We start from the raw sequence: 5,619 nt of genomic DNA on the forward strand, positions 1-5,619 counted from the left end.
ATTCATACACATGGCTGTCTATCTGATGACGTGCCGTTACTTTTGCTTGAAGTTCTTTTACTTCCAGCTCTTCATCTCTAAATTGGGGTTGATATACCGGGTAAAATCTAAACCCGGTTACTTTGCTACGTTTGTTGTTAGGGTTTTCACGCACTTTCACGTAGTTGAATGTATATGGGCAACTTTCATCAAGCGCAGCTTTTGCAGGCTTTAATACTCTTTCCTCAAAGTTGTCAATTCTGTCTTTTCCATTCTTGTCTTTGTATTTGTCCGCAGGTATTCCGAGGCGTTCTTTCAGGTTCTCAAGGGATATATCCAAAGGGTACACCTGCCCACTCATGAGCATGTAAAATCGAAGGGAATAACCCGTAGGCAGCGCAAGAGCCTTGTTTAACTCAAACTCCCGATACCCTTTTGCGAATTTGGTAAACACATCCCAAAGGTCATTAGATACACGAAAAGTTATAATGCCAGTGTGTTTTTTGTATTTTGGGTTAGATATAAATCCACACTTCCACCATTCCTCGTCATCTTCGTAAGTAAAAAAACGTCCTGCCAGCGCATCGAGTGCGGCTATGATTTCGTTGTAATCACGCCCGGAAAAAATAACGTCAGACACATGCATTTGTGCATCAACATCCCAAAGCCCATGCTCAAACTTACGTTTCGTTCCTGCATAATCTTTCAGTTTCACCCCTTTCAGTTCTGCTTGGCACGCTTCCAATATGCGGAGGACTATTCTTTGTTCGTGTATGGACATGTCTTGCTGTTTAGACCATGTATATACCCATGATACAACTACATCTTTGTTTTTTGTAATAGGTAGTTTCTTTTTCATAAGAGTTTGATTTGTCGCAAAGATAAGTAAAGCCTACATTAAAACAAAAAAAGAAGGGTAAAACTCCCAAAGTGTAGGGAATAATTGGAATTAAAACTCCCAAAGTGTAGGAACAAAACTCCCAAAATGTAGGGAAACACATGCTTCAACCCCTTTGTTTATCGGCTTTTTCGCAAAAGTGATAGAGCATATTATAGACGATGCTTATAACAGACAAGGGGAATTTAGGGATTAAGAGGGCGTTTTTTACTATCGGAAAAGGAAAAACAATCGGGAAAAAGCAAAGCAAAACCAACCGTAGGGCGGTAGGATTGGGAACGGCTTTTTATTACGTGTACACATATAGGTACACAAATAGGTACACAAATGGTTTGTCGGTTAATTCTTTTATGTTATATTTGCGATGTAAATCAAATATATAGATATTATGCAGATAGTTACGACACGTGAATTTAGAGCCAATCAGAAGAAATATTTTGAACTGGCAGAAACGGAAACTGTTTTTGTTACCCGTAAGAATAAAAGACCAATCGTCATTAATGTGGCGGAAGATGATTACATACCAAAGCGGGATTTAGTTGGAGAGCTCAGAGGGGCTTTGCAGCAGGTGAAAGACCACATGGACGGGAAAATAAAACTCAAATCCTTAGATGAATTAATAGATGAGCTTTGAAATAATAACATCAGACTATTTTGATACAGAAGCCAAAGCACTGGCAAAAAGATACAAAAGTTTCAAAAAGGATTTGATAGAGTTTCGGAAGGAATTAGAAAAGACACCGTTACAAGGGAGTGAAATAGCTCCTAATATCCGTAAAATCCGAATGGCTATTGCGACCAAAGGACGTGGTAAGTCTGGCGGTGCTCGTATCATCACATACAACGCTCTTGTAACAGAACAAGAGGGGAAAGTTTATTTGTTGCTTATTTACGATAAGGCAGACGCATCGAGTGTAAAAATGAATGTCGTGAAGCAAATAGTAAAGGAACTTATCGGTTAACCTCTCTTTTCCGGTAGCAAAAATAACTCCATACTCCGTAACCGTCAAGGGCTGCGCAAGTCCGGTTCTGGAAAAATCCTGCGCTCGCAGGCTCGTGCGGTTTTTCCAGCCCGTCCCCTTGACCGTTCTCCGTATTCCGTTGTGAGAAAGGCAGGGAAAAGAGAAAGAATTGTGTTCCTATGCAGTGTGTTAGCGCTGTGTGCATTCCCATGCGGCATGTGTATATATAGCAAGAAGTGTCCTTGTCGGACATTTCTTGCTTTTCTCGCTTTGCTCAAAAAGATTTTTTTGCCTATCTTCGTGGCATGGAAGTAAGACGGAACGAAAAGATTACATTCCGATGCACCGCACTTGAAAAGGCGGCACTTTCGGAGCAAGCATCCCGGTGCGGTCTGAGCACATCGGAGTACTGCAGGAGTCTCTCCCTTGGTGGGCGTCCCAGGGAGAGGTACACAGAAGAAGAACGGGAACTTTTCCGGGACATCGCCCGGCTGAAAGGAACACTTCAAAGACTGAACAACTACTTCGGTGGTCGCCAGTACCGGGAAGTGTTCGAGGAGAACCGGGCACTAATCACAGAACTCCAAAAAATACTCTCACGATGATAGGGAAAGGGAAAAGCATATCACATGGCGTGGCGGCACTGGAGTATGACCTCGCCAAGGAGATAGACGGGCAGGCAGCAGCCACCGAGATAGCCAGGCATGAGCTTTACGGGTGTACGGGTGCGGAAATGGTGCAGGAGATGAAACCTTACTTCACTGATTTTCCGAACGTAAAGAACAACTGCCTGCGTTTTGAGGTCAGCCCCTCGATAGAGGAAAGCTCCAGCTTCACCGATGCGGACTGGGCAGAACTTGGTAATGACTTCATGCAGCGCATGGGACTGATGAACCACCAGTACATCATCATCCGGCACAGCGGTACGGAGAGCAAGAAAGAACAAGCCCACCTGCACATACTGGCAAACCGGATATCCCTTTCCGGGGAACTCTACCGGGACAACTGGATAGGGAAACGGGCAACGGAAGCCGCCAACGCCATAGCCAAGGAACGGAACTTCGTGCAGTCGCAGGACATCGGCAAAGCCAACAAAGCGGAAATCAAGGAAGCCATGAACGAAGTACTGAAGAAGCTGCAGGGCTTTGACCTTGCCAAATTCCAAGAGGAACTCGGCAAACTGGGCTTCAAAGTCCGGGAAGCCCGGGCAAGCACCGGGAAACTTAACGGCTACTATGTCACAGCCCGGAGCGGTACGGAGTATAAGGCAAGCGAGATAGGGAAAGGCTACACTCTCGCCCATATCGAGAGGACACAAAGCAGACTGAAGTATAACTCAATGAACATATCACATGGAAACAAACTCACGTCCGGAAAAGGAGGTTTCCACCTCTAAGCAAGGACAATACCGACCACGCAGGAAAGACACCACCCCGAAAGTGAACCCGCAGCTTGCGGTAGAACTGGTATATCAAGAATTAAAGCGCGTGGAAGCCTATACGAAACGTATAGAGGACGCAACAGCCCAAAGGGTACAGATAGACGGGGAAAGCCTTGAAAGTGCTGAAAAACACCTAAAAAACGTGTTAGCGGACTTTGAACAGCAGGGGAACAGGATGAAAAACGGTGGCTATGTGGATAAACGGGTTTCGTTCTACTCCATTCTCTGTGCCGTTATCTCCCTCTTGTTTGCCTGCCTCATGTGTTATTTGTGGGTGGATGCTGCCAAAGACCGGGATAACTACAAACGGTATTACGAGTATTACCAACAGCAGATGAATGAAGATACAACAATAAAATAGGCGGAAATTTCCGCCTATTTTAGAACTTAAACATGGTATGTAATATTCTTTATCGCCTTAATACTGCGATAGATTCTAAAGTAACGTCAAAAGTCAAAACAGAATATCCAAGAACATTATCTTTACCTTCTGCACCATAAGCGGACTTCCACGGCACATAAATTAGCCAACGTTCTCCCGTATGCATATATTGTAAAAATGTACACCAACCAGTAGTTAAGTAATACGGTTCATCTGAGCTAATAGTAAATTGTGTTGTTACATCAAAATCTTTTGATGGATACTTTTCAAAAGGAGTGGAAATTTCTTTATCCAGTGCGGTATAACCATTAAAGTTGCCTCCGAATTTCTCTCCATTGATTAAGGTCCCACAATAATATACATTAACCGTACTTAGCCAAAAAGGTCTTTCCCCTTCAGGGTTTGCTACAAGCTTCTTACAATAAATGTATGCATCTGCTTTATTGGTACTACTGATTACATCCTGCAGTATAAACAATTCCCCTTCTTTGACATTTTTTATCTGTTCTAATGTAGCAACGTAATTTTCACCTGCCAGTTCTGCTATTGAGTCGCAAAAAGATTGATTACGTTCCTTCCAATCGTCATACTTTGTAGCTTCTTCTTTTTCTTCACAAGAAATGGTCGATATAGAAAGTGCTAATAACGCAAGAATGTAAAATATCTGTTTCATTGGTTATTATAAGACATATTGATTTGACATTTATATGCTTTATTCTTGTCGTATGTTGCAGTTCCATTTGCGTCTTTGAGCGTCATGTCCGTCCAAACATAAGCTAACTCTGAAAATACATCTGTTGGTCTTCCTAAATAATAATTGGCATAAACGTTGATATTTCCACCAGCGTTGCCTATAAAACGATTGGTATTGTTCTTACTTGTAATGGCAAAGTCTCTGGCTGAATCCCGTTTCCAACCATACCACATTTTCTTTTGGGCACCAAAATGATAATAAAGTTTGTACAATTTAGGAGTGCCCTCAGCCCCCAAATTTTCATATTTTACAGAGCCAGAAAAGGTCGTTTTCTTACTCCCAGATATGATTTTAAAGCTATTAACTGGTATGTTTTCTGCTCTGGTTGACACTTCATTGTCATTTTTTAGGTTATTACAATAAAGTAAAGCATCCTCTTCCCTCATAGTGTCAGAGAAGTTAATGTCGTAAATAACATTTCCTATTACTATTTTATGATTTTCTCCTACTAAAAAGGCATAAATATCCCCTTCTTCTGATGTTGGAATATAGGGGGATAAATCATCCTCTTGTTGATTATTGAAAATGAAAAAATTGCTGTACTTCTCTTTATATGCGGCATGTTTTACTCTAAAATCTGCCTCACTTGTGGCAGAAGCGCCAAGGCTATCTAATTCTTCATCTGCTACTCTGAGTAGTTTTTCTAAGGATATAAATCCTAAAGAATCTGTGAATTTAAGTCTTTCATCAATAGACATTTCTTTTAAATCATCTAATAATTCTTGCACCTCTGCTTCGGAGTTGAATTGTAAAGCCATAGTTGCATAATTGGCGTCATCAGTTCTGGTGTTTGCTGTAGAAATATTCCCATCGATAATATTTACAACCTTTATGGCTTGTGGCTCATTAATCGGTGTACTCTCAAGCTCGTCTTGACTACAAGAATGAAGCATAATTAGCATTAAAGATACTAAACCTAAATAGAACTTTTTCATAATTAAATAGATTTAATTAAAACATGTGAGTATTTTATAAATTTATAGGGCAAAGATACGACATTTATAACAACTGCCCATAATTCAATCATTGATTTTTCCTTTGAGAGCATTAATTATCCACCCTTTAGGGTTGTTCTTACCTCTTGATTTACCGTTCAGAATAGCCAGTTCTCCGATAAGGTCGGCTATCTTTTCTTGTGCTGTTATGAATGTTTCCTTGTTGCGGTTTATTTCTTCCGATGTGAAGCTGCAGGAGTAACGGAGG

8 protein-coding genes and 1 pseudogene are annotated in these 5,619 nt (G+C 41.3%); 5 read left to right on the forward strand and 4 right to left on the reverse strand.

Annotated elements, in window-relative coordinates; translation table 11 throughout:
• Window positions 1-838, reverse strand: an 838-nt coding sequence (locus DWX62_RS21645; protein WP_133303681.1) for a replication initiation protein, incomplete at its 3' end; no start/stop codon positions are given.
• Between the two features lie 427 nt (window positions 839-1,265).
• Between DWX62_RS21645 and DWX62_RS21650 the strand changes: the two genes are divergently transcribed.
• From DWX62_RS21650 to mbpC, 5 genes are all read left to right on the forward strand, one after another.
• Complete coding sequence (locus DWX62_RS21650) at window positions 1,266-1,511, forward strand: type II toxin-antitoxin system Phd/YefM family antitoxin (protein WP_117589888.1); 246 nt, start codon at window positions 1,266-1,268, stop codon at window positions 1,509-1,511.
• Entirely contained in the window at window positions 1,501-1,839 is a 339-nt protein-coding gene (locus DWX62_RS21655) for a hypothetical protein (RefSeq protein WP_117589887.1), read from the forward strand. Before DWX62_RS21650 ends, DWX62_RS21655 begins: the two co-directional genes overlap by 11 nt.
• A gap of 305 nt (window positions 1,840-2,144) precedes the next feature.
• Window positions 2,145-2,444 (forward strand): mobilization protein MbpA, encoded by a 300-nt coding sequence (mbpA, locus tag DWX62_RS21660; RefSeq protein WP_117589894.1) that lies wholly within the window; start codon window positions 2,145-2,147, stop codon window positions 2,442-2,444.
• Window positions 2,441-3,235 carry a mobilization protein MbpB gene (mbpB, locus tag DWX62_RS21665; protein WP_118497638.1) on the forward strand — a complete coding sequence of 265 codons (795 nt, stop codon included), beginning with the start codon at window positions 2,441-2,443 and terminating at the stop codon, window positions 3,233-3,235. The genes mbpA and mbpB overlap by 4 nt, the downstream gene beginning before the upstream one ends.
• Window positions 3,192-3,641, forward strand: a complete 450-nt coding sequence (gene mbpC / locus DWX62_RS21670; RefSeq protein WP_117589892.1) for a mobilization protein MbpC — start codon at window positions 3,192-3,194, stop codon at window positions 3,639-3,641. The genes mbpB and mbpC overlap by 44 nt, the downstream gene beginning before the upstream one ends.
• A gap of 49 nt (window positions 3,642-3,690) precedes the next feature.
• Here the strand turns inward: mbpC and DWX62_RS21675 are convergent, their stop codons facing one another.
• From DWX62_RS21675 to DWX62_RS21685, 3 genes and pseudogenes are all read right to left on the reverse strand, one after another.
• Window positions 3,691-4,335: an FKBP-type peptidyl-prolyl cis-trans isomerase gene (locus DWX62_RS21675; RefSeq protein ID WP_117589891.1), complete on the reverse strand. Its 645-nt coding sequence runs from the start codon at window positions 4,333-4,335 to the stop codon at window positions 3,691-3,693.
• Window positions 4,332-5,351, reverse strand: a complete 1,020-nt coding sequence (locus DWX62_RS21680) for a DUF4848 domain-containing protein (protein WP_120173145.1) — start codon at window positions 5,349-5,351, stop codon at window positions 4,332-4,334. The genes DWX62_RS21675 and DWX62_RS21680 overlap by 4 nt, the downstream gene beginning before the upstream one ends.
• Window positions 5,352-5,435: 84 nt before the next feature.
• A pseudogene (locus tag DWX62_RS21685) lies at window positions 5,436-5,619 on the reverse strand (replication initiation protein); the annotation flags it as partial.

Source organism: Bacteroides sp. AF20-13LB (assembly GCF_003603065.1).
Classification (GTDB): Bacteria; Bacteroidota; Bacteroidia; order Bacteroidales; family Bacteroidaceae; genus Bacteroides; species Bacteroides uniformis.